Origin of the sequence: Rhodococcus sp. DMU2021, assembly GCF_019641445.1 — a bacterium.
GTDB lineage: Bacteria > Actinomycetota > Actinomycetes > Mycobacteriales > Mycobacteriaceae > Rhodococcus > Rhodococcus pyridinivorans.
Genome location: NZ_JAIFKB010000003.1, coordinates 222,102 through 244,434, shown reverse-complemented (window position 1 = coordinate 244,434; position 22,333 = coordinate 222,102). Strand labels below are relative to the sequence as shown.

Here is a 22,333-nt window from a genome sequence, read left to right as displayed (position 1 = left end):
TCGGAGGGGTGCCACACGGGACATTTCGGAGGGTCGCGGAGGTCACGTGCGATCGTGGTGACATGAGTACCGGAAAGGGTGTTCGGGGGTGGCTGCGGTCCCTGATCGGTCGGCGCAGCGAACCGCTCGACGCGAACCGGCCCGATCTGGTCGTGGTCGTCTCGTCCTTCGACGACGCGGAGGCGTGTTCGACGGCGCTCGAGCGTGCCGCCGAGGCGACACCTGTGTGGCAGGCCGAGGACGAGGCGGTTCTGCGGCACCACCTCGCCCTGCCCGCCGACAGGGTGGACCGGGCGGCGGAACTGGCCGGGCAGGACGGCTACGTCGTGGCCGGGACCGGCGGCGGGAACGTCCCAGCCGCGGCCGTCGCGGGCGCCTCGGTGATCCTGCAGCGCGTGCAGGTCCTCGATGCACTGCACTGTGCGCAGGAGAAGTCGCGCATGGCCTCGCTCGCCCAGCGGCTCGGTGGAACGGGCCTGGGATGGGACGCTCTGCAACCGCAGGATTCCGCTGGCTAAGCTGACCGGTCGGAGGGCACGCCGGTGCCCGGTGAGGAGCGAGATGCGGCGAGGGCAGGTGCGATGAACGCGACGCGAGACGCGGACGAGGTGACGCAGAACTGGCCCTCCGTCCTGGGAGTGCTCACGGCCGGGCAGAACCTGTCCGCAGCGGAGGCGCGATGGGCGATGAGCGAGATCTTCTCCGACAACGCCACTCCCGCTCAGATCGCGGCCTTCGGTGTCGCTCTGAAGATGAAGGGCGAGACACCCGAGGAGGTGCGGGCACTCGCCGACACGATGCTCGACTACGCCCGGTTGGTCCCGGTCGACGGTGACGTGGTCGACGTCGTGGGCACCGGTGGCGACCGGGCGAACACCGTCAACATCTCCACGATGGCCTCGCTGGTCGTCGCCGCAGCGGGTATTCGCGTGGTCAAACACGGCAACCGCGCCGCCTCGTCCAAGAGCGGCGGCGCCGACGTGCTCGAAGCGCTCGGAGTGCACATCGATCTCGGACCCGACGAGGTGGCCCGCTCGGTCGCCGAGGCCGGGATCGGATTCTGCTTCGCGCCGGTCTACCACCCGGCGCTGCGTTTCGCGGCCGCACCGCGCAAGCAGATCGGCATCCCGACGGTCTTCAACGTCCTCGGCCCGCTCACCAATCCGGCCCGCCCGAGCGCCGGCCTGATCGGGTGCGCCTTCGAACCGCTCGTCCCGACCGTCGCCGGTGTGCTCGCGCAGCGCGGCAATTCGGCGCTCGTCGTCCGAGGCGACGACGGTCTCGACGAACTGACCACCTCCACGACCTCGCGCGTGCACGTCGTCCACGGCGGCGAGGTCCGGGTCGTGACGCTCGATCCGCGCGATCTCGGTATCGAACGGGTTCCGCTCGAGGCACTCCGCGGAGGCGACGCCACGGAGAACGCGGCGATCGCGCGGGCGATGCTGGCGGGGGAGACAGGGCCGGTGCGCGATGCCGTGCTCCTCAACGCCGCCGGGGCAATCGCGGCTTTCCGGGGCGTCGACGGCGTTCTCGAGGATGCCCTCACGGCCGGGCTCGAGACGGCGGCAGAAGCGATCGACAGCGGCCGGGCCACGGCCGTCCTGGAGCAGTGGGCCGAGGTCACCACGCGGCTGGGTGCCGGTTCCGGACAGAAATGACCGGAGAAGAGTAAGGACACACGAACGACGGGCCCGCACTGCATCGGTGCGGGCCCGGCGGTCGTCGGTGGTGCTGCGGGGTGTCAGTTCCCGATCGAGAAACCGGCCTCGACGTCGGCGCTCGAGTACGACTGGAACGCGATGTGGGTGACGGTCTTCGTCACGCCGTCGATCTTGTTGATGCCCCGGGTGACGACCTCCGCGATCTTCTCGTGGTCGCGGACCCGGACCACGGCCACGAGGTCGACGTCGCCCGCGCAGGAGTACACCGTGTCGACACCGTCGAGGTCGGCCACCGCTTGCGCGGTCTCGGGGATACGGTTCGCCTCGGCATCGATCAGGACGATCGCGTTGATCATGTGGTCTCCTTCAACCTTCCTCGGGGATTGCATCAGCCTAAGCGGTGCGGGTCGTCGGCGGAGAGGAGCCTGCGGACCGCGCGGGCGTCGCGGGCGAGCTCGGCCCACGTGCTCCACCGGCCCGCACCCCGTGTCGGTTCGCACCAGCCCTCGCTCGCCCGGACGATGCGGATGCCCTCGCCGTCGAGCCATCGTGCGACCAGACCGATCTCCTCCGGGGACGCGCCCCGGAGCGGGCCGGGTGACGGCCGCACCGTCTCGGCCGCGGCGACGATCGCCTCGACGACGGGCATCGGGCGCACACCGCGCGGTGCCACTCCGGCGGACGCGAGACGACCGGCGCGCACGACGGCGAACTCCCACCCGCCCTCGGCCCGCGGTCGCGCGGCGACGAGTTCGTCGACGGCCGCCAGTGCCGCGAGGCGTTGCGTGCGCCGCAGCGCGACGAGGGCGGCGGCGAGGCGGTCGCGCAGGCGGGCGGCGTTCTCGAACAGCTGGTCGCGCACGAGGGCGTCGAGTCGCTGCTGCGCCGATTCGACGGCGTCGTCGGCGGTTCCGCGGACGACCGCGCGCGCACGCTCGACCTGGGCTGCGTAGGCGGAGGCGTCCTGGACCCCGAAGGCGGCTGCGGCGCAGCCCCCGACCGCGACGGGCGGGCAGCGGTCGCCGTGGCGGGCCGTACGGCCGATCCTGCGCGTGCACGTGCGCAGACCGCACATCTCCGCGAGCAGTGCCGCGACATCCGCGGCGTCGGCGCGCACCGAGAACGGGCCGACCGAGTCGGGTCCGGGGGTGCGGCTCACGGCGAGGCGCGGGAACGCCTCGTCGGTGAGGATGATCCACCAACCGCGCATCGGATATTTCGACCGGCGGTTGTAGGGAGGGGTGTGGGCCGCGATCAACCGGAGTTCGCGGACGCCGGCCTCGAGCCCGTGGGCGCATTCGACGTGATCGATGCGTGTGGTGAGCGCGACCATCTCGCGCAACCGCGGTCGCGTCTCGGAGCCCGTGAAATAGGTACGGACACGGCGGTGCAGGTCGACCGCCGTGCCGACGTACAGCACCTCGTCCGACGGGCCGCGGAACATATAGACACCCGGTTTGCGCGGCAGATGCGCGGCGAGTGCGCGTTTGGCCCTCTGCTCGGCGGTGACCACCGGCATATAGTCGCGCAGTTCGGTGAGGCTGTGGACGCCCTGGTTGCCGACCCGTTCGATGAGGGCGTGCAGGACGTCCACGGTGGCGCGTGCGTCGTCCAGGGCGCGGTGGGTGGGCACGGTGGAGACCCGGAACAGTTCGGCCAGCGCGGACAGCTTCACCGACGGCGCTTCGTCGCGTCCGAGGACGCGGCGGGCCAGCTTGACGGTGCACAGCACCTGGAAGCGGGGCCACGCGAGTTCGCACTGCGCCGTGGCCGCCTCGAGGAAGCCGACGTCGAATCCGGCGTTGTGTGCGACGAGCACCGCTCCGGACGCGAATTCCAGGAAGGCGGGCAGCACCTCCTCGACCTTGGGCGCCGCATAGACCATCGCGGTGGTGATGCCGGTGAGCTGCACGATGTACGGGGGGATGGGTCGCCCCGGATCGACGAGGGTCGCGAACTCGCCGAGCACCTCGCCCCCGCGGATCTTCACCGCGCCGATCTCTGTGATGGCGTCCTCGGCTGCCTTCCCGCCGGTCGTCTCGAGGTCGACGACGACGAAGGTGGTCTCGCGCAGCGGAGTGTCGAGCTCGTCGAAACCGAGTTGCACGCCGAGGGCGGATGGTTGCGGCGAGGTCATGCGGCAGAGCCTAGGAAGCGTCACCGACACGCCGTCGAGCGGGCTTCGGAGCGGGGTTCGGAGCACGGGGAGACGAGGATCACACTGCGTTCTTTTCGGCTCGATGAAGGGTAAACGGAGGCCGGAGAACAGACCGATCGGCCTCCGGGAACGACAATCCGGCGAATCGGGCGCATCGCCTCGTCGACGGTCGATGAGTCAGCGTGCCCTGACCTGGTTCTTCCGGAAGGAACTCGGGTGAAACGGGCGCCGGGCCTCTCCCGAGCGGAGGTGCGCCGGACAGTGGCCGTTACCGCGCCGTTATCGGACCGTTGCCCCGCGACGGCATTCCTCCAGGGGTGGGCCGAGAAGGTCGGGTCGCACGGCAAGGCGGTCGACTTCACCGATGCCGTTTCGTAATCTTTTCGAGACCGAGCGGAGAGTTTCCGGCCCACCCCCGGGTCGGAGCCGCACGGTTACCGCCTAATCGCTTCTCCCGTCTGCGGGAGCGGTGAGCCGGGGACCCACACGTAGTACTCGGGGTGAATCCCCTCCGCTGCTCGCGGGGAGGGGTAGGGCTGATCTTCCGGCCCGAACCCGTCAGCTAACTCGGTCGGCGGGTGAACGGAAGAAACGGAGAACGTCCCCTCGTGGTTTCGAACAACAGCACGCGCACCGTCCGGCGCGCACTCGTCGCCGGTGCCATTGCTCTCGGAGCAGTCACCGTCTCGGCCGGCCCGGCGATGGCCGAGCCGATCAACATTCCCGGTGTCGGAACGTTCGACCTCCCGGCCGGTGTGACCGTGCCGCCGGAGATCGCCAACATCGTTCCGCCGGCCCCCGAGGCCGCCCCCGCGCCTCAGTCCGGTTCCTTCACCGCCCCCTTCAGCTCTGTCGGCCAGCGCGCTGCCGACGCCGCGCAGTCGAAGATCGGTGCCCCCTACGTCTACGGCGCTGCCGGCCCGAGCTCCTTCGACTGCTCGGGTCTCGTGCAGTGGGCCTACAAGCAGGCCGGTCTGAGCGTCCCGCGCACCAGCTACGAGCAGGCCTCCGCCGGTGCCCCGGTGGACGTCGCGGCTCTGCAGCCCGGGGACGTCGTGTCGTTCTACGGCGGCAGCCACACCGGCATCTACATCGGCGGCGGCAACATCGTGCACGCCTCCACCTCGAGCCAGCCGGTCAAGATCGCACCGCTGAACTCGATGCCCGTCGACGGCGCCCGTCGCTTCTGATCGGTCGGCGCCCGTCGCTTCCGATCGGGCTGAGCACCCCGCTCCAGCGCCGACGCACTGCCCGAGGAGGGTGGGTCCGGTACGTACCGGACCCACCCTCCTCGTGTGTCTGCACGTCCTTTCCGATGCAGGAACTGCTTGCACAAACGGCCGCTGCGTGGGAGGGCTACTCGCAGGTAGACACAAACCTATGCAATTCCGTAACCTGATCGAGACCTTTGGGAAAGGATGCGAGCCCACGTGGTTTCCGACAGGACGAAGCACCTCGTACGAGTGCAGGACAGGCGACGGACCGGCCGTCCGGCGCTCGTCGTAGCCCTCGTGATGATGGTCCTCGGTTTCACCCTGGCGCCGGCGACGGCGCAACCCGCAGGGGAGAGCCCGGCAGCACGCCTCGAGCACCTCGCGGATCTGTCGCGTCGCAGCGAACAGGCCACCGAGGCGTTGCACGCCGCCGGGGCGGATCTCGAAGCGAAGGTCGCTGCGCAGCACGAGGCAGAGGTGCGTGCCGGCCAGGCCGACGACGCGCTCGGCGCCGCTCGCGCCGAGATCGCCCGCTTCAAGCCCACCGTCGACAAGCTCGCGCGGGCCAACTACCGCGGTGCGCGCACCAACCGGCTGTTCGCCGTCATGGTGAGCGACTCGCCCCAGCAGATGCTCGACCAGATGGTCCTGCTCGACGTCCTGGGCGAGCAGACCTCGCGTGAGGTCGAGGGCTTCCGGGCGGCCACCGCCGCTGCGGCCGAGGCGGCCGTCGCCGCGCAGCATGCCGCCGACGAGGCGCGTGCCGCCGCCGAGCAGGCCCAGACCCTCCGCGACGAACTCCAGCGGCGACAGGCCGAACTCGAGGAGCAGATCGAAGGGGTCCTGAACGCCTTCGAGGCGCTGAGCGACGCGGAGAAGGCCGAACTCGCCGGCACTCCCTTCCCTCCGGGCCTCGACGCCGAGAAGATCCTGCAGCACCTCGTCCCCGGCAGCAACGGCGCCGCGCTCCGCGCCGCCCTGTCGCGGATCGGCTCGCCGTACGTGTGGGGCGCGACCGGCCCCGACCAGTTCGACTGCTCGGGACTCATGGTGTGGGCGTACAACCAGGTCGGCAAATCACTGCCCCGGTCGAGTCAGGCCCAGGCGCAGGGCGGCATCCCCGTCTCCCGCGACAATCTGCAGCCCGGCGACCTCGTGATCTTCTACGACGACGCCTCCCACGTCGGCATGTACGTCGGCGATGGCAACATGGTGCACGCGTCGACCTTCGGTGTGCCGGTGAAGGTGCAGTCGATCGATCGCTTCCCGTTCCACAGCGCCCGGCGGTACTGACCGGGTAGAGGCGGGATCGCAGCCGGTGGGCGAGGGCGTACGGGACCACCCTCGGACACCGACCTAGACTGACGCGGTGCCCGCGCGATCGCCCTTCACCGCCGGTACCCGCAAGTGGGAACGTCTCGGCCTGGCCGGACTCGTGGTCGCGCTGGTCACGGCAGGACTGCTGCTGGCCGTCGACCCGGTGGACACCGACGACGCCGACAGCCGGGTACGGGCCGAACTGCAGGTCGTGCTCGACGACTGGGCGCACGCCGTCCGGACCGGCGACGACGGGTCCCTCGCGGAGTTGATCGACGACGCGTCTCCGGAACTCCTCGACGCCGAACGGGAGCGGATCGCGGCGATCTCCGCCGTTCCCCTCGCCGATCTCGGCTACGAACTCGCCTCCGAACCCGCGCTGCCCCTGCCGCCCGAGACGATCGCCCGGTTCGCGGCCGACGAGGTACGGGCGCACCGCGTCCACCTGCGGTACGCCGTGGACGGAATCGACGACATACCCACCCGGCGACCGGTGACCGTGCTGTTCGTCCACCGGCCGCAGGGCTGGCGGATCGCCGACGACGCACCCGATCTCGCCGGGGCGCAGACCGTCACCTGGCGAGGGCCCTGGGACCACGGCAGCCTCCACCTCGCGACCGCGCAGACCGAGGGTGGTCGCTCGCTCGTGATCGGACACCCGGACAACGCCGCCTTCGTCGACGACCTAGCAGGCGACCTGCCGTCGGTGGTCGAGGCTGTCGACGACCTTTGGGGCGATTCCTGGCCGCGACGCGCACTGGTGGTCGTGACGTCCTCACACGAGGAGTTCTCGCACCTCGTCGGGCCACGACACGACGGCGACGACATCGCGGCCGTCGCGGTCTCCGACGATGTCGACCACGAGCGCGGGATCGCCACCGGGCAGCGCATCGTCTTCAACCCGGCCGCGAGCGACCGGCTGGACGACACCTCCCGCCGGATCGTGCTCGCGCACGAGACGGTGCACGTCGCCGCACGCGCCGGCACCGTGGACGGCTCCCCGATTTGGGTCCTCGAGGGCTTCGCCGACTACGTCGGCCACCGCACGGCCGCGGAGGGCCTCGCCACCGGGCCGGTCGACGTGCAGCGGATCGCGCCGACGCTGACCCGGCAGGTACGGGCGTCGGGTGCACCGACGTCGCTGCCCGCCGACGGCGACTTCATCGGCGACCGGTCGACGCTCGCCTACGAGAGCTCCTGGTCGATCGCCGCGTACACCGCGGACCAGTTCGGACACGACACGCTCGTCTCCCTCTACCGCGCCCTCGCCGCGGGTCCCGTCACCGACGAACACCTCGACGACGTGCTCACAGACCTGCTCGGCGTCGACACCGCCGGCTTCGTGGGCGGTTGGGGTCGCTGGCTCGGAGAGCGCATCCGCGACATCCGCTGACCGGGACGGTCCGGGCCGGGCCCATCGGCACCGTCCGGAGCTCGGGACCCGTCGGCGCCTTCCCGTCGCGCTGCTTCTACGGTGGTCTCATGTCGCGGACCCTGCTGGTGACGAACGATTTCCCGCCCCGACCGGGGGGCATCCAGTCCTATCTGCACGCCTTCGCGAACCAGCTGCCGTCCGACGACCTGGTCGTCTACGCGCCGCGGTGGCGCGGCGACAGCCATGTGAAGTTCGACGCACGAGTCCCCTTCGAGGTCGTCCGTCATCCCACGACACTGATGCTGCCGACACCCGACGTCGCGCGACGGGCCACGCGGCTGCTCACCGAACACGACTGCGACACCGTCTGGTTCGGAGCGGCTGCACCGTTGGCGCTGCTGGCGCCCGTGCTGCGCCGCGCCGGCGCTCATCGCATCGTCGCCAGCACCCACGGCCACGAGGTGGGATGGTCGATGCTTCCCGCCGCCCGGCAGGCGCTGCGGCAGATCGGCGAGCACACCGACACCGTCACCTACGTCAGTCGTTACACGAGGGGGCGGTTCGCCTCGGCATTCGGCCCCGAAGCGGGTCTCGAACACCTGCCGTCCGGGGTGGACACCGACGTATTCCGGCCGGATCCGGCGGCCCGCGCCGAACTGCGGGCACGTTACGGTCTCGGCGACCGGCCCACCGTGCTGTGTCTGTCGCGCCTGGTGCCGCGCAAGGGACAGGACGTGCTCATCCGCGCGCTGCCCGCGATCCGGAAGCGGATCGACGGTGCCGTCCTCGTCATCGTCGGCGGTGGACCGTACGAGTCGCGCCTGCGGGAGCTCGCGCGCCGCACGGATGTCGAGGAGCACGTCGTATTCACCGGCACCGTGCCGTCGGCCGAGCTCGCCGCGCACCACACCATCGCTGACGTGTTCGCGATGCCGTGCCGGACCCGCGGCGGCGGTCTCGACGTCGAGGGCCTGGGCATCGTGTACCTCGAGGCGTCCGCGACCGGGGTGCCCGTCGTGGCAGGCCGGTCGGGTGGTGCCCCGGAAACGGTGCGCGACGGTCGCACCGGCTACGTCGTCGACGGCACCTCCGTCACAGCCGTCGCGACCGCGGTGTCCGGTGTCCTCGCCGATCCCCATCGTGCCGCCGCGATGGGCGCGGCCGGTCGAGAGTGGGTCTCCAGCGATTGGAGATGGGACGTCCTGGGCGCAAGATTGCGCGGTTATCTCGACGCCTCGGCGCCCCCGAACGAGACGGTGACGCCGTCGGCGGGGTGACCGGACGGGCCGCCGACGCGATATGTGAAGCTGTTCTGCGTGAGCAGCATTCAGGTGGCGGACCAGACCTTCGTAGCGGCGCCTCCGGAGCGCATCGCCGAGGAGGTCGCGGCCCTCGATCGGTGGCGTGCATGGTGGCCCGATCTCGTACTGACCGTGCGGGAGGACCGAGCCGAGAAGGGCATCCGGTGGACGGTGTCGGGTCCGCTCGACGGAACGATGGAGGTGTGGATCGAGCCGGTTCTCGACGGCGCGGTGATCCACTACTTCCTGCACTGCGAGCCGGCCGGTGTCGCGCCCGAGCGGGTGGCGGGTCTCGACCTCGCGGGAATGAACCGTACGCGCCGGGTCCAAGGGAAGGTGATGACCTTCGAGGTCAAGCAGCGTCTCGAGGCCGGTCGTCCGGCAGGTGAACCGCCGCGACACTGAAGCCACCGAAGGAGCGTCGTCCCGATACCGTTGTTCCCACGGTGTGTGATAGACCCTCGGGGCGGGACTGATCGGTGCACACCCGAGGGACCGAGAAAGGGAGCCGTCACCACATGGCCGAGAAGACGAAGAGGTCGATCACCATCGACGCGCCGGCCGAGCGTGTCATGGAGGTCATCGCAGATTTCGATGCCTATCCGACGTGGGTGTCGGCGGCGAAGACCGTGGAGGTCGTGGAACATCGTCCCGACGGCCGCGCCGAACGCGTGCGCTTCGTCCTCGACGCCGGCATCGTCAAGGACACCTACGTCCTGCGGTACAAGTGGGCGTCCGACAACCGTGCCGTGAGCTGGGAGCTCGAGAGCGGTGAGATCCAGAAGGCCCAGTCCGGCTCGTACGTGCTGACCGAGGCCCCCGGCGGCACCACGGTCGTCGACTACCAGCTCACCGTGGATCTCACGATCCCGATGATCGGTCTGTTCAAGCGCAAGGCGGAGAAGGTCATCACCGACACCGCGCTGAAGGAACTCAAGAAGCAGGTGGAGGGCTGAACGTCCGGCACGCCCCGGCCCGCGTGCGATGGTTCCTCGGAAAGGGCGGTGCCGGGAAGACGACCCTTGCCGCGGCCGAGGCGCTCGCGACCGCCCGTGCGGGAGAACCTGTGCTCGTCGTGTCCATCGACCGGGCGCACTCCCTCGGCGACGTGCTCGACCTGCCTCCGGCCACGAACCGGGACGCCGGCGCGACGGACATCCGCACCGTCGAGGACAACCTCGGCATGGTCGAGATCGACTCGCTGCAGCTGCTCCGCACGCGCTACGCGGTCCTCGCCTCGATGGCGGCGCTCGCCGGGACGCACGAGCGCGCAGACCAGTTCGACCTGCCCGAGCCCGACGAACTGACCGGGCTTCCCGGCGTCGAGGAACTGCTCGTGCTCGCCGAGGTCGCGCGACTCGCGGACAGCGGACGGTGGGCTCTCGTCGTCGTCGACGCCCCGGCCTCCGCCGACGCCCTGCGCACCCTCACCGCGCCGCGCACGGTCTCCGATTCGCTGGAACGGATCTGGCCTCAGCACAGCCGGGTCGCGGCGGCCACCGGTCCGGACCCCCGCACGGGTGTCTTCGTCGCGCTGTTCGATCGGTTGCTGTCGGGGATCACCGCGGTACGCGACCTGCTCGACGATCGTGGACGCAGCGCCGCGGTGATCGTGGCGACGCCCGACCGCGCCGGTCGTGCCGAGCTCGCACGGGTGCGATCGTGGCTCGCCCTGTCCGGCATTCGCGTCGACGCGGTCGTCGTCAACGGCGTCGTCCCCGCGGTGGGCGGTTCGGGTGCGGCTGCACGGCTGCTGGCCGATCAACGGGCCGCGCACGAGGCGATCGTCGCCGAGATCGGGGCGGCCGTCACCGACGTTCCCGTGATCGTGTGCGAGCGCCGTGCCGCGGAGCCGGTAGGGTTGGCAGCTCTGGAGGAGCTCGCCACGGCGCTCCGCCGCGATGCACTCGTTCCCTCGTCGGAGACCGACGAGCCGGTCCGGGTGCAGCACGAATCGGGAACGGGGGTGGAGTCGGTGTACGCGATGCGCATGTACCTGCCGCTCGCCGATCCCGCGTCCCTGACACTCGGACGGATCGGCGACGACCTCGTCGTCGGCGCCGACGGCATGCGACGCCGGGTGCGACTCGCCTCGGGGCTGCGGCGGTGCACCGTCTCCGACGCCGAGTTCGACGGAACCGATCTGGTGGTGCGATTCGTACCGGATCCGGCGGTGTGGCCGCTGTGAGGGACGACCACGAAGCCCTGATCTCCGAATTGTTGTTGCTCGCCGACGCCGTGCTCGACCGCGTCGAGGGCACGGTGCAGCAGTTCGTCGCCGCGACCGGCGACGCGTCGGCCCATACATCCCCCGATACCGCGACCGGTTCGACGGCGCCGGGTGACGCCGAGGCCGCGACCACCCCGAACGGGTGCGCGTGGTGCCCGCTCTGTGCCGCCGCAGCCCTGGTTCGCGGCGAGAACCACGAACTGGTCAGCAGGCTGGCGTCGAAACTGGCGGCGTTGATCGCGTTGCTGCGGAAGTTCCTCGCGCAGTTCCTGCCCTCGACCGGTGGCGTCCCGCCCGAGCCGACCCCCGATCCGCCGACACGGGATCGTCCGGCCTTCGAGCCGATCTCCGTCAACCTCCGCACGTGAACACGCACGACCCCGGGCTCACGGTCGGGATCGACATCGGGGGCACGAGCATCCGCGCGGCAGCCGTCGACCGTAACGGCGACGTCGTCGACAGTGTGCGCACGCAGACGCCGTCCTCCGCGGTCGCCCTCGAGAACGCGCTGCACCGGCTCGTCGAGCATCTGCGTGAGCGCAACGACATCGGCGCGGTCGGGCTGGGGGTCGCGGGTTTCCTCACCGAGGACCGCACCACCGTGCGGTTCGCACCGCATCTGCCCTGGCGCGATACGCCGCTCGCCGAGACGCTCACCGAACGCTTCGGGTTGCCGGTCGTTCTCGAACACGACGCCAATGCCGCGGCCTGGGCCGAGTACCGCTTCGGCGCCGCCGCGGGCAGCACGATCGCGGTGATGGTCGCGCTCGGAACGGGCATCGGCGCGGCCCTGCTGCTCGACGGCAGGATCTATCGCGGTGCCTACGGTGTGGCGCCCGAACTCGGTCACCTGCAGGTCGTGCCCGACGGGCGGCCCTGCCCGTGCGGCAAGCAGGGATGTTGGGAGAGGTATTGCAGCGGAACGGGTCTCGTGGACACGACCGTCGAGATGCTCGCGGCCGAACCCGGGCGGTCCGTTCTCGCGGGCGAGATCGCCTCGGATCCCGGATCGCTCACCGGCCGGCGGGTCGCCGGTGCGGCCCACGACGGCGACCCCGTCGCTCTCGCGGCCTTCGACGATTTCGCCCGCAGGCTCGCGCTCGGACTGGCGCTCGTCGCCGACGTCTACGACCCCGAGCTCGTCGTCATCGGGGGAGGGGTCTCCGGTTCCGCGCCGTTGTTCCTCGACGCCGCGCGCGAGCACTACGCGGCCGTGACCACCGGCGCCGGCCATCGTCCTCTCGCGCGCGTCCGGGTCGCGCAGCTCGGCGACGCCGCCGGGCTCATCGGTGCCGCCGATCTCGCCCGATCCGCGATCGAAACCTCACGACCGCCGCTGTAGTCGAATTCCACTGGAGGTGAGATTCGCCGGAGGTGAGATTATCGTCACGTCGACGTTGAAAGGGTGGGGTCGAGCACTGGGGCGATGTGCGAGGGGCAGTCGCGTCGTCGTAGAGTCGACCGGCGGGCGGTGCTGCACCGATCCGTGTGGGGGATGATCGGATTCGGGAAGGATGCCATGTGGTACTGGCTGTTCAAGTACGCCCTCCTGGGGCCGCTGCTGTGGCTCATAGGACGTCCGAAGTTCGAAGGCGGCGAGAACATTCCGGCGCACGGACCGGCGATCCTGGCCAGTAACCACCGGGCCGTCCTCGACTCGTTCTACCTTCCTCTCCTCGTACGTCGGCGCATCACCTTCCTCGCGAAGAGTGAGTACTTCACCGGCACCGGACTCAAGGGCGCCTTCCAGCGCTGGTTCTTCTCGTCCGTCGGGCAGGTCCCCATCGACCGCACCGGCGCCGACGCCGCGCAGGATGCGCTCAACGCCGGGGTCCGGGTGCTCGGCCAGGGCAAGCTGCTCGGCATCTATCCCGAGGGCACCCGCTCACCCGACGGACGCCTCTACAAGGGCAAGACCGGCCTCGCGCGACTGGCGCTGGAGACCGGCGTCCCCGTGATCCCCGTCGCCATGATCGGCACCGACCGGATGAACCCCATCGGGTCGAAGATGTGGCGACCGGCGAAGATCACCGTCCGGATCGGTGAGCCCATCGACTTCTCCCGGTTCGAGGGCATGGGCGGAAACAGGTTCGTGGAGCGCACCGTCACCGACGAGGTCATGTACTCGCTCATGCAGCTGTCGGGCCAGGAGTACGTCGACATCTACGCCGCCTCCCTCAAGAACAAGGGCTCGGCGGACGAGTCGGGGGTCGGGGATACGGGCGCGTCGACGAACGGCAGTGCCGCGACCCCGCCGCAGGACGGTCCCGTCGCGGACCGCGTTCCCGACACGCGTGCCGGGTGAGCAGGTGCGCTACTTCTACGACTGCGAGTTCATCGAGGACGGACGCACGATCGAACTCGTCTCGATCGGTGTCGCCTGCGAGGACGGCCGCGAGTTCTACGCGGTGTCGACCGAGTTCGACCCGACCCGGGCCGGAGCCTGGGTGCGCCGCAACGTCCTCCCGAAGCTCCCGCCCCCGGCGCACCCCGCCTGGAAGTCGCGATCGAGGATCCGCGACGACTTGCTGAAGTTCCTCGTGCCACGACCGGGCATCCGGCCCGAACTGTGGGCGTGGATCGGAGCCTACGACCACGTCGTGCTCGTCCAGCTGTGGGGCACCATGCCCGAACTCCCGGACGTCCTGCCCCGCTTCACCCGCGAGCTCCGGCAGTATTGGGAGGACTCGGGCTCACCGCCCCTGCCCCCGGCGCCGGACGACAACCACGACGCCCTCGCCGACGCCCGCCACAACCTCGCAAAGTTCGAAGCGATCGAGGTTGCTCGCCGGTCGCGGTGACGCGGGTAACGGGGTGCTGCGCCGCTTCCGGCCGTCACGCCATATCCTGGACGGGTGAACTGGACTGTCGACGTGCCGATCGACCGCTTGCCCGAACTTCCCCCGTTGCCCGAGGAGCTGCGTGCCAACCTCGACGCGGCGCTTGCAAAGCCGGCGCTGCAGCAGCCCAGCTGGCCCGAGGAACAGGCCGCGGCGATGCGCACCGTGCTCGAGAGCGTGCCTCCCATCACCGTGCCCCGCGAGGTCGAGGAGCTGCAGAACCAGCTCGCCGCCGTCGCTCGGGGTGAGGCCTTCCTCCTCCAGGGTGGCGACTGCGCCGAGACGTTCGCGGACAACACCGAGCCGCACATCAAGGGCAACATCCGCACGCTGCTGCAGATGGCGGTGGTGCTGACCTACGGTGCGTCGACGCCGGTCGTGAAGGTCGCGCGGATCGCCGGCCAGTACGCCAAGCCGCGTTCGTCCGACACCGACGCGCTCGGTCTGCCGTCCTACCGCGGCGACATGGTCAACTCGCTGGTCGCCGATGCCGAGGTGCGCAGGCACGATCCGTCGCGCCTCGTGCGCGCCTACGCGAACGCGAGCGCCGCGATGAACCTCGTGCGTGCCGTCACCGCCGCCGGTGAGGCCGACCTGCACCGCGTGCACGACTGGAACCGGGCCTTCGTCTCGGCCTCGCCCGCCGGTGCCCGCTACGAGGCGCTCGCCTCCGAGATCGATCGTGGTCTGCGATTCATGGACGCTTGCGGTGTCATCGACCCGAATCTGCGCGCGGCGACGATCTATGCCAGCCACGAGGCTCTCGTCCTCGACTACGAGCGCGCGATGCTGCGCCTCGACAACTCGGGCGACAAGCCGCGCCTGTACGACCTGTCGGCCCACTTCCTGTGGATCGGTGATCGCACCCGCCAGCTCGACGGCGCGCACATCGCGTTCGCGGAACTGCTGTCGAACCCGATCGGTCTGAAGATCGGTCCGTCGACCACCCCGGAGATGGCCGTCGAGTACGTCGAGCGCCTGGATCCGCACAACACGCCGGGCCGACTGACCCTGATCTCCCGGATGGGTCACTCGAAGGTCCGCGATCTGCTGCCCGGCATCATCGAGCGCGTCGAGGCCTCCGGTCACAAGGTGATCTGGCAGTGCGACCCGATGCACGGCAACACACACGAGGCGTCCACCGGCTACAAGACCCGTCACTTCGACCGCATCGTCGACGAGGTGCAGGGCTTCTTCGAGGTGCATCGCGCGCTGGGCACGCATCCGGGTGGCATCCACGTCGAGCTCACCGGTGAGGACGTCACCGAGTGCCTCGGCGGTGCCCAGGACATCTCCGATCTCGACCTGCACGGTCGCTACGAGACGGCGTGCGATCCGCGGCTGAACACGCAGCAGTCGATCGAACTCGCGTTCCTGGTCGCGGAGATGCTCCGCGGTTGATCGCAGTGGAGATGCTCCGCGGTTGATCGCAGTGGAGATGCTCCGCGGGTAGGGGACAGGCGGTCGGATCAGGGCAGTGCGGTCAGCGTGACCGTGCTGCCCTGTTCTGCTCTCCGCCCCGCCCCGGGATTCTGGCCGATCACGACCGAGCGGTCGGAGTCGCCGAGTTGCCGCACCTCGACCTCGAATCCGAGGCGGGTGAGCTCGTCGCGGGCCGAGCCCACCGAGCGTCCCAACATCGACGGCACCTTCACTGCATTGGATACAAGGAGGGTGACGGTTCCGCCGGCGCTGACGTCTTCGCCCTCCTCCGGGTCGGTGCCGATGACCCGCCCCTCGTCGACATCGGCGTCGAAGACCTCACGGATGTCCCCGACGGTCAGGCCTGCCTCGTCGAGGATGCGACGCGCCTCGTCGACCGGGCGCCCGGTCAGATCGGGCAGGGTCACGGGCGGCGATCCCTTGCTGATCACAAGCGCGACCTCGGACCCCACGGGCAGGACGGTGCCGGGCGCGGGGTCGAGCGCGGCCACTCCGCCCTCGGGCACCGTGGTGCTGAACGCGGTACCGCCCTCGACCGGTTCGAAGGTGCGGCTCCGCAGTTCGTCCTCGACGATGGATCTCTCACCGGCGCCGGGAATGGACGGGACGGTGGGTCTGCCGAGCGACACGAGCAACGCGATCGTGTCGCCGTCGGGCACGCGTGAGCCCGCGGTGGGGTCGGTGCCGAGGACGGTGTCGACGGGAACGTCGTCGGAGTACTCGCCCCGGATCTCGCTGGACAATCCGGCCGTCTCGATCGCGGACACGGCCGCCGCCTTGTCGAGTCCCAGCACGGTCGGGACGTCGCTGAGCCGGCCGGCGCCGAGCCACCACCCGGCGATCCCCATGAACAACGCGAGCACGATGATCGCGGCGATCCAACCGGCGGCGGACCGGCGCTGACGGCGGCGGTCGACGGCGTAGTCGGGCGGGGGCGCCACCGGTTCGGTGTCGGGACGCGGATGGGTGCGGGTCGCGACCCGGGTCGGGTGCGGGCGCGTGGCCGGTGCATTCGGGCCGGGCGTGGCCGGCACGGCGGTCTGCACGGTCGTCGGAGCATGCGAGTTCGCGGCCGAGCCGGTAAGCACCGTCGTCGCCGGAGCAGGATCGGCAGGCCCGGAAGCGGCGCCGTCGATGGTGCGGGTCGGTGCCGCGGCATCGGGATCCACCACGGGTGGCGTCCGCACCGCGGATCGTCTCGGAGCCGGAACCCGGTAGCGGGGGAGATCGAGCGTGTCGCATATCTCGCCGAGCGCGACGGCCATCACCTGCGCGTCGGCGTAGCGTTCCGTCGGTTCGCGTTCGGTGGCCCGGCGGACGAAGGCGTCCAGTTCGGGAGGAACCCCGTCGATGGCCGAACTCGGATCCGGCACGTCCTTCTCCACGCGCTGGTACGCCACCGACAGGGACGTGTCGCCGGTGAAGGGAGTGCGGCCGGTGAGCATCTCGTACACGAGCACACCGGCGGAGTAGACGTCGCTACGCGCGTCGGCGCTGCCGATGGTCACCTGCTCCGGAGACAGGTACGCCGCGGTGCCGAGGATCACGCTGCGCGAGGTGGTGGTCGCGGCGGCGACCGCCCGGACGAGCCCGAAGTCGGCGATCTTCACCTCACCGTTGCCGGAGATGAGGATGTTCTCGGGCTTGATGTCGCGGTGCACGAGACCCGCCCGGTGGGCGACGGCCAGGGCTCCGAGGACCGGTGCGGCCACGGCGGCCGCGGCGTGCGGCGGCATCGGCCCGCGTTCGCGCAGCAGCTCGCGCAGGGTGCCGCCCTCGACGAGCTCCATCACGAGGAAGACGTGATCGCCGTCCTGGCCCTGGTCGTAGACCGCGACGAGCCCGGGATGCGTCAATCGCGCGACGGATCTGGCCTCGAACTCGAACCGTGCCAGGAATTGGGGATCGGCCGCGAACTGCGGATCCATGATCTTCACGGCGACGGGACGGTCGAGACGCATGTCGGTGCCGCGGTAGACGGTCGACATGCCGCCCCGCGCGATCTGCGATTCGATGCGATAACGCCGGTCGAGCACGACGCCGACCAGTCGGTCGCCTCCAGCGGTCACCCGGTGTACCCCCGTGTCTCGTGCGTGATGGTGGGACGCCGGTACCCGGGCCTTCGAGGTATCGACGTGACGAAGCTCCGGCTCCGCGTGTGCGGAGCGATTTCGTCCCCGTCGATCGTAGCCAGCTCCCGTGGACGGTAGCCGCGTAGCTGCCTGCGCGGCCGCAGCGATAACGTGGTGGGGTGAGTGCAATCCCTTACTGCGACGACGTTCTCGACCGCTCCGTGCCCGTGGTGCAGCTCGTCGACGTAGCCAAGAGCCTCGGCGTCGCCACCTCCCGCGTACACCAGATGGTGCGCGACCGGCAGCTGCTGGCGTTCAAGCGCGACCGCGTGCCGGTCCTGCCCGAGGCCTTTCTCGACGAGGAAGGAAACGTTCTCAAGGGTCTTCCGGGCCTGATCGCGGTGCTGCACGACGGCGGTTACGAGGACGACGAGATCCTGCGGTGGCTCTTCGCCGAGGACGATTCTCTTCCCGGTGGATGCCCTGTGGCCGCGATGCACACGCAGTCCGCGCGCGAGGTCGTGCGGCGGGCGCAGGCGCTCGCCTTCTGAGTCTCCGGGGCGTCGTTACCGCTTCCGGAGCAGTGAGCCGGCGACGTACTCGGTGATCATGACCGCGGCGCGCGTGCGGCGCGGAACCGTCGCGCGCCGGTCGAGCACCCGGAACCCGCTGCGTTCGACCTCGTCGAGAATCCGCCCGTAGAGCGTGAAGGCTGCGCGGATACCCGGCCGGATCCGGTCGGGGAGTACCTCCAGCCCGGGTTCGGCTTTGCGATATTCGGCGCGGGTCAGCGCGACCGCGTGGGCGAGTGCCCGCCGGACCCTCGGGTCCATCGCGCCGGTGCGCCGGCATTCCTGCAGCAGGTCGATGTCGACCCCGAAGGCCGACCACAGTTCGAGCGGGATGTAGAGACGTCCGCGTTCGAGGTCCTCGCCCACGTCGCGGATGAAGTTGGTGAGCTGGAACGCCGCCCCGAGCGCGGCTGCGGCGGGCGGGGCGGCCGGATCGTCGACGTCGAGGATCGGCAGCAGTTCGAGACCGATCACCGCCGCCGAGCCGTACATGTACTCGCGCAGTTCCTCCATGGTCCCGTAGCGGGGCCGGAACTCGGGCGTGCCGGGCACGTCCATGCGCATGGATCGGATGAACGCCTCGAAATAGTCGATCGGGATGCGGTACTGCCCGATCGTGTCGGCAAGCGCGCGGACCACGAGACCGGTGTGGTCGAGCGGGCCGGGAGCGCCCGCGAGTGCGGCGTGCAGACGGCTGTGCGCGTCGTCGACACCACGGATCGCGGCCTCCGGGTCGTCCACGGCGGTGACGTCGACGATGTCGTCGACGTGTCGGGCGAAGCCGTAGAGCGCGTGCACGGCGTGTCGTCGCGAGGCGGGCAGCAGCCGGGTCGCGAGGTTGTAGGTGCGTCCGTGTTCGGCGGTGAGCTCGGCGCAGTAGGCGTAGGCCCGGGTGAGATCGTCGGCCGCGATCCCCGTGGGGCGCTCAGGCACGGTCGTCCAGGGCAGCGCCGGCGGGTGATGCCGGTCGAGGTCGTAACCGCAGGCGCAGCGGGTCGTAGGTGACCAGCGAAAGGGCCGCGACGATCGAGGCGAACACCGCGAGCGCGACGTGCGCGATGTTGTACATCCCGATCGACCCGTCGGGGTTGAAGATCAACATCAGCCATGTCGACAGTGCGACGAGCACCATGAGCACCCGGGGCGACATCGCGAAGGCGGCGGCGACGGCGAGCGGCCAGGAGTAGTACCAGGGCAGCGCGGCGGGCGACAGCAGGGTCACCGCAGTCAGCGCCACGACGATCCCGAAGATCGCGTCGCGCTCGGTGCGGCGGAAGCGCCACCACGCCCACACGAGGATAACCACCAGCGCGATCGCGCAGAGCATGCGTGTGATGTCGAGGACCGATCCGAGCCGCCACGGAGTGACCCAGGTGACGGCGTGCGCCATCATCGTCGGCAGAGACAGCCAGTTGATGATCTTCGACGAGCCGGACAGGGCGGTGAGCCAGCCGATGCCGACACCGGCGAGCAGCGAGGTGCCACCGAAGACCGCGGCGAAGACCCCCAGTCCCAGGCCGACGGCCTTGGCGAACAGGCGCACGGGCGCTGCCGGTTCGCGTCCCTCGGCAAGCGCACGATCGCGTTCGTGGATCATCCACACCCACACCAGGAAGGGCAGTGCCAATCCTGCGGTGGCCTTGATCGCGGCGCCGAGGGAGACCAGGGCGATGCCGCCGAGGTGCCGGCCCTCGAGCACGAACACGATGCCGGCGATCATGAGACCGACCATCAGCAGCTCGTTGTGCACACCGCCGACGAGGTGGATCAGTACGAGCGGGTTCAGCACTGCGAGCCACAGGGCAATCGCGGGATTTCCGCCCATGCGACGGGCGAGTTTCGGCACGGCCCACGCCATGAGTGCCAGGCCGGGAAGCATGGTCAGGCGCCACAGCCAGGTGCCCGTCACCACGTTGTCGTCGGTGATGGACGTGATGCCCGCACCGAGCAGCAGGTGGACAGGCCCGTAGGGCGTGGTCGTCGTTGTCCACACATTGCTGACGTTGTCGAGCAGGACGCCCGGATTGACGACCGGGCCCACCTCGTACGGGTCGAAACCGTCGCGCAGCAGTGCGCCCTGCGCGAGGTAGGAGTAGGCGTCGCGGCTGAACATCGGTGTCGCGACCAGCAGGGGAGCGGTCCACGCGGGCAGCACCGTCCACAGATCGCGCACCGTGACGTGGCCGGCGAGGGTCGCCCGGCCGACGCGCACCCACGCTGCGATCATGAGGAGCACACCGACCCACAGGATGATCCGCGAGAGCAACTGGCCGTGGCCGAACCGCAGCCACGACAGATAGATGTCCTCGAGCAGCGGGTCGATCCGCCGGACACTGCCCGATCCGAAACTGCCGAAGGTCATGAGTACCGCGCCCCACGCGCCGAGCAGCGCGGCATGGCCGGCGGGACTCCTCAGGAATGCGTGCTTCGGACGCTCACCCGCCGGTGCGGCCGTCCCCTCCGGCGCGGGCGAGGTCTGCGGCTCGGCGTCGGGCGAGGCAGGGGACGACATCGGTACGGTTCCTCCCCCGTGGACGTGTGGATGCGCGGCGCGCAGATAGCTGGCGAACGAGGACAGTTTAGTGGAGACGCGGAGCGTGGTGCGCCCGGTGTCACCGCCTTCGCGGAACACCGAGCCGTTCGGCGGCGAGCCTTCCGGACAACAGCACGGTGGGGACACCGACGCCCGGCACCGTCGCCGACCCCGCGAGCACCACGCCGGGAACGGCCGGATCGAGGTTGCGGCGCCGGAACGGTCCCGTCTGCCGGAAGACGTGAGCGCTCGAGAACGGGCTGCCCGCCTGCATGCCACGAGCGTGCCAGGTGGCCGGCGTGTCGATGTGGTCGACGCGGAAACCGTCCGTGATGCCGCCGTATCCGCGGCGGTCGAGGACGTCGAGCAGTTCGTTGCGATAGGGCACCGCGAGCTCGGCCCAGGCGAGCGGAGCGCTGTCGAGGTTCGGGCATGGCGCCAGCACCGACAACGGTTCGTGCTCGACGCCCTCACGGGTGAATCGCAGGCCGGGATCGGACAGTGCCGGTCGCGTGATGAGCAGCGAGGGATCCGACATCGGCCGGCCGCGTCCGCGGCTGCGGGTGATCTCCGCGAAGGTGCGGTCCCACTCCCCGCCGAAATCGATCACGTGGTGGTGTTGCGCCGCCCAGCCACGGGTCACCCCGGTGGGGATCGACCCGTGCAGCACGACGGCCGACGGCGCGGCCAGCGTGCGGCGGCACCGTCGGCGCGGCAGCAATCCGTCGACCACCGGGGTGTCGGGGGTCAGGACGGCCGCGTCGCACGGGAAGCGCTGTCCGTCGCGGGTGCGGACACCGTCGACCCGACCGGCGGAGAGGTCGAGGGAGGTCACCTCTCGGCCGAGTTCGAGCCGTCCGCCGGCCTCGACGAACGCCGCGGCCATCGCGCGGGCGACCGACCGCATGCCGCCGTCCACCGCGTACACGCCCAGCGACGTGTCCATGTGGGCGATGGCCCCGTAGACGGCGAGGGCCCGTGCCGGAGCGACCCCCGCGTACAGCGCCTGGAAGGTGAAGACGCGGCGCAGGCGCGGGTCGGTGACCCTGCGGTTCACCTGCGCGCCGAGCCTGCCGAACCCGCCCAGTCGGAGCAGACGCGCCAGATCGCGCAGCGCCGCCGGGGACGAGACCAGGTCGAGCGGCGAGTCGAAACTCGCGTCCATGAAGCGGTCGAACTCGGCGTCGAAGATGTCGGCGAGCCACGCGCGCAACCCCAGATAGCGGCGTGCCTCGTCGGGACCGCACACCCGTGAGATCTCCGCGACCATGGCGTCGGGGTCGGAGTGCACGTCGATCGAGGTGCCGTCGGCGAACCGCGCGTGGTAGGCGGGGGACAGTCGCCGGGTGCGCAGGGCCGGCCGGACGGAGTTGCGGTCGGTGCCCACCGCGGCGAGCGCGTCGTCGATCAACTCGGGCATCGTCAGCACGGTGGCGCCGTTGTCGATCTCGTAGCCCGGGCCGTGATAGCTGCCGACCCGGCCGCCGACGTCGTCGGCGCGTTCGAGCACCGTGACGTCCTTACCGGCGCCGCGCAGGTACAGTGCCGCCGACAGACCGGCGAGACCGGCACCGACCACGACGACCCGGTCGGCGCCGGGAACGGTCCGCACCG

Annotated in this window: 21 protein-coding genes and 1 riboswitch; of the genes, 15 read left to right on the top strand and 6 right to left on the bottom strand. The window is 70.3% G+C overall.

What is annotated here, in order from left to right; all coding sequences use genetic code 11:
- The first annotated feature begins 62 nt into the window (after nt 1-62).
- On the top strand, nt 63-518 hold the full coding sequence (locus K3M35_RS07115) for a hypothetical protein (RefSeq protein WP_220666196.1): 456 nt from the start codon (nt 63-65) through the stop codon (nt 516-518).
- A 63-nt stretch (nt 519-581) separates the two neighbouring features.
- Complete coding sequence (trpD, locus tag K3M35_RS07110) at nt 582-1,661, top strand: anthranilate phosphoribosyltransferase (protein WP_024101295.1); 1,080 nt, start codon at nt 582-584, stop codon at nt 1,659-1,661.
- An 83-nt stretch (nt 1,662-1,744) separates the two neighbouring features.
- On the opposite strand, the gene K3M35_RS07105 is transcribed toward trpD, so the two are convergent.
- A complete protein-coding gene (locus K3M35_RS07105; protein WP_006550005.1) occupies nt 1,745-2,020 on the bottom strand; it encodes an Lrp/AsnC family transcriptional regulator in 276 nt (91 codons plus the stop codon).
- 32 nt (nt 2,021-2,052) lie between these two features.
- On the bottom strand, nt 2,053-3,801 hold the full coding sequence (locus K3M35_RS07100) for a DEDD exonuclease domain-containing protein (RefSeq protein ID WP_033097588.1): 1,749 nt from the start codon (nt 3,799-3,801) through the stop codon (nt 2,053-2,055).
- Between the two features lie 449 nt (nt 3,802-4,250).
- Nucleotides 4,251-4,415: riboswitch (cyclic di-AMP (ydaO/yuaA leader) on the top strand.
- Between the two features lie 15 nt (nt 4,416-4,430).
- Here K3M35_RS07100 and K3M35_RS07095 point away from each other — a divergent pair.
- The 12 genes from K3M35_RS07095 (at nt 4,431) to K3M35_RS07040 (ending at nt 15,500) form a co-directional block, all read left to right on the top strand.
- Nucleotides 4,431-5,012, top strand: a complete 582-nt coding sequence (locus K3M35_RS07095; protein WP_024101293.1) for a C40 family peptidase — start codon at nt 4,431-4,433, stop codon at nt 5,010-5,012.
- A 273-nt stretch (nt 5,013-5,285) separates the two neighbouring features.
- The gene (locus K3M35_RS07090; RefSeq protein WP_006554173.1) at nt 5,286-6,329 is read left to right on the top strand and encodes an NlpC/P60 family protein; all 1,044 of its coding nucleotides are present in this window, start codon (nt 5,286-5,288) and stop codon (nt 6,327-6,329) included.
- Nucleotides 6,330-6,405: 76 nt separating this feature from the next.
- Complete coding sequence (locus K3M35_RS07085; RefSeq protein ID WP_220666195.1) at nt 6,406-7,746, top strand: hypothetical protein; 1,341 nt, start codon at nt 6,406-6,408, stop codon at nt 7,744-7,746.
- Nucleotides 7,747-7,835: 89 nt separating this feature from the next.
- On the top strand, nt 7,836-9,005 hold the full coding sequence (locus K3M35_RS07080; protein ID WP_220666194.1) for a glycosyltransferase family 4 protein: 1,170 nt from the start codon (nt 7,836-7,838) through the stop codon (nt 9,003-9,005).
- A 39-nt stretch (nt 9,006-9,044) separates the two neighbouring features.
- Nucleotides 9,045-9,434, top strand: coding sequence for a hypothetical protein (locus tag K3M35_RS07075; protein ID WP_024101289.1), 390 nt, complete (start codon nt 9,045-9,047; stop codon nt 9,432-9,434).
- A gap of 113 nt (nt 9,435-9,547) precedes the next feature.
- Entirely contained in the window at nt 9,548-9,985 is a 438-nt protein-coding gene (locus tag K3M35_RS07070) for an SRPBCC family protein (protein WP_006554169.1), read from the top strand.
- Between the two features lie 23 nt (nt 9,986-10,008).
- Complete coding sequence (locus K3M35_RS07065) at nt 10,009-11,217, top strand: ArsA family ATPase (protein ID WP_220666193.1); 1,209 nt, start codon at nt 10,009-10,011, stop codon at nt 11,215-11,217.
- Nucleotides 11,205-11,627 carry a hypothetical protein gene (locus tag K3M35_RS07060; protein ID WP_064061298.1) on the top strand — a complete coding sequence of 141 codons (423 nt, stop codon included), beginning with the start codon at nt 11,205-11,207 and terminating at the stop codon, nt 11,625-11,627. Before K3M35_RS07065 ends, K3M35_RS07060 begins: the two co-directional genes overlap by 13 nt.
- Nucleotides 11,624-12,601: an ROK family glucokinase gene (locus K3M35_RS07055; RefSeq protein ID WP_006554166.1), complete on the top strand. Its 978-nt coding sequence runs from the start codon at nt 11,624-11,626 to the stop codon at nt 12,599-12,601. Before K3M35_RS07060 ends, K3M35_RS07055 begins: the two co-directional genes overlap by 4 nt.
- Nucleotides 12,602-12,778: 177 nt before the next feature.
- Complete coding sequence (locus K3M35_RS07050) at nt 12,779-13,564, top strand: 1-acyl-sn-glycerol-3-phosphate acyltransferase (RefSeq protein ID WP_006554165.1); 786 nt, start codon at nt 12,779-12,781, stop codon at nt 13,562-13,564.
- Between the two features lie 4 nt (nt 13,565-13,568).
- On the top strand, nt 13,569-14,060 hold the full coding sequence (locus tag K3M35_RS07045; RefSeq protein ID WP_006554164.1) for a polyadenylate-specific 3'-exoribonuclease AS: 492 nt from the start codon (nt 13,569-13,571) through the stop codon (nt 14,058-14,060).
- Nucleotides 14,061-14,114: 54 nt separating this feature from the next.
- Nucleotides 14,115-15,500, top strand: a complete 1,386-nt coding sequence (locus K3M35_RS07040) for a class II 3-deoxy-7-phosphoheptulonate synthase (protein ID WP_006554163.1) — start codon at nt 14,115-14,117, stop codon at nt 15,498-15,500.
- Nucleotides 15,501-15,568: 68 nt separating this feature from the next.
- Here the strand turns inward: K3M35_RS07040 and pknB are convergent, their stop codons facing one another.
- On the bottom strand, nt 15,569-17,611 hold the full coding sequence (gene pknB / locus K3M35_RS07035; RefSeq protein WP_220666192.1) for a Stk1 family PASTA domain-containing Ser/Thr kinase: 2,043 nt from the start codon (nt 17,609-17,611) through the stop codon (nt 15,569-15,571).
- A gap of 182 nt (nt 17,612-17,793) precedes the next feature.
- Between pknB and K3M35_RS07030 the strand changes: the two genes are divergently transcribed.
- Nucleotides 17,794-18,165, top strand: coding sequence for an Rv2175c family DNA-binding protein (locus tag K3M35_RS07030; RefSeq protein ID WP_024101284.1), 372 nt, complete (start codon nt 17,794-17,796; stop codon nt 18,163-18,165).
- A 15-nt stretch (nt 18,166-18,180) separates the two neighbouring features.
- Here K3M35_RS07030 and K3M35_RS07025 read toward each other — a convergent pair whose 3' ends face one another.
- The 3 genes from K3M35_RS07025 to crtI form a co-directional block, all read right to left on the bottom strand.
- Nucleotides 18,181-19,119, bottom strand: a complete 939-nt coding sequence (locus tag K3M35_RS07025) for a phytoene/squalene synthase family protein (protein ID WP_019289765.1) — start codon at nt 19,117-19,119, stop codon at nt 18,181-18,183.
- Nucleotides 19,112-20,698 carry an alpha-(1->6)-mannopyranosyltransferase A gene (locus tag K3M35_RS07020; RefSeq protein WP_220666191.1) on the bottom strand — a complete coding sequence of 529 codons (1,587 nt, stop codon included), beginning with the start codon at nt 20,696-20,698 and terminating at the stop codon, nt 19,112-19,114. Before K3M35_RS07020 ends, K3M35_RS07025 begins: the two co-directional genes overlap by 8 nt.
- A 100-nt stretch (nt 20,699-20,798) precedes the next feature.
- A complete protein-coding gene (gene crtI, locus K3M35_RS07015; RefSeq protein ID WP_024101282.1) occupies nt 20,799-22,331 on the bottom strand; it encodes a phytoene desaturase family protein in 1,533 nt (510 codons plus the stop codon).
- Between the last annotated feature and the right edge of the window lie 2 nt (nt 22,332-22,333).